This window comes from Streptomyces sp. NPDC051664 (assembly GCF_044453545.1).
GTDB lineage: Bacteria > Actinomycetota > Actinomycetes > Streptomycetales > Streptomycetaceae > Streptomyces.
This window is the reverse complement of sequence record NZ_JBITCU010000129.1, coordinates 1-1,332: the sequence shown is the minus strand read 5'-3', so window position 1 is coordinate 1,332 and position 1,332 is coordinate 1. Positions and strand designations below refer to the sequence as shown.

1 protein-coding gene is annotated in these 1,332 nt (G+C 65.3%); it reads left to right on the top strand.

Features of this window, described 5'->3' with window-relative positions:
• The first annotated feature begins 50 nt into the window (after nt 1-50).
• Nucleotides 51-1,303 (top strand): IS3 family transposase gene (locus ACIA8E_RS41975; RefSeq protein WP_399307385.1). Its coding sequence is split into 2 segments (ribosomal slippage): nt 51-333 and nt 333-1,303, totalling 1,254 coding nucleotides; the frame shifts between segments, so codons are not numbered across the junction.
• The last annotated feature ends 29 nt before the right edge of the window (nt 1,304-1,332 follow it).

The following is a 1,332-nucleotide window of genomic DNA, read 5'->3' as shown; positions in this document are numbered from 1 at the left end:
TGAACCGTTCCGGGTTCGGTAGGGACTCGATCATTTGAGAGGATCGAGTCATGGCACGTCCTTCCCAGTACCCGCTTGAGGTGCGCCGTCGTGCGGTGCGGATGGTCGCCGAGGTGCGGCCCGACTACGACACCGAGTGGGCGGCGATGAAAGCGGTCGCCGCGAAGCTCGGCATCGGCACGACCGAGACACTGCGGAAGTGGGTGCGGCAGGACCAAGTCGATGCCGGTGCCCGGCCGGGCACGACGACAGAGGAGTCCGCGCAGGTCAAGGCGATGAAGAAGGAGATCGCCGAGCTGAAGCGGGCGAACGAGATCCTGAAGGCCGCGGCGAGTTTCTTCGCGGCCGAGCTCGACCGGCCACACACACGCTCGTGAACTTCATCGACGAGCACCGGGACCGCTTCGGCGGAGTCGAGCCGATCTGCCGTGTTCTGACCGAGCACGAATGCAAGATTGCCCCTTCCACCTACTACGCCCACCACAAGCGCCGGGCGGCACCGTCGGCCAGGACCGTGCGGGACGCCGAGCTGAAGGAACGGATCAGCGAGGTCTTCGCGGCCAATTACCATGTCTACGGGGCACGGAAGATCTGGCGTGCGCTCAACCGGCAGGGCCACGCAGTGGCCCGCTGCACCGTCGAACGCCTCATGCGCGAGCTGGGCATCGCCGGTGTGGTCCGCGGCAAGAAGGTGATCACCACGCTGCCCGGCGGGCAGGCCGGGAGGGCGCCGGACCTGGTGGACCGCGACTTCGTCGCCGACTCCCCGAACCGGTGCTGGGTCGCGGACTTCACCCACGTGAAGACCTGGGCCGGTGTCGTCTACGTCGCGTTCGTCGTGGACACCTTCTCCCGCCGCATCGTCGGCTGGTCCGCGGCCACCGTGAAGGAAACGGTGTTCGTCCTGGACGCACTGGAGATGGCAGTCTGGCAACGCGACCGCGAACAACACCCCATCCAGCCAGGCGAGTTGATCCATCACAGCGATGCCGGGTCGCAGTACACCAGTTTCCGGCTCGCCGAGCATCTGGACACCGCCGGCATCGCCGCCTCGATCGGATCCGTCGGCGACGCGTATGACAATGCCCTGATGGAGAGCACGATCGGCCTGTTCAAGACCGAGCTGATCAAGCCCCGACGTCCCTGGAAGACACTGTCCGACGTCGAGCTCGCCACCGCCGAGTACGTCGACTGGTACAACCATCGACGACTCCACGGCGAGATAGGCCACGTCCCACCCGTCGAATACGAAGCCCTGCACTACCTGGCAACCACAAAACCGCAGGTTACACACAACGTCTGAGATCTCTACCGAACCCGGAACGCTTCACA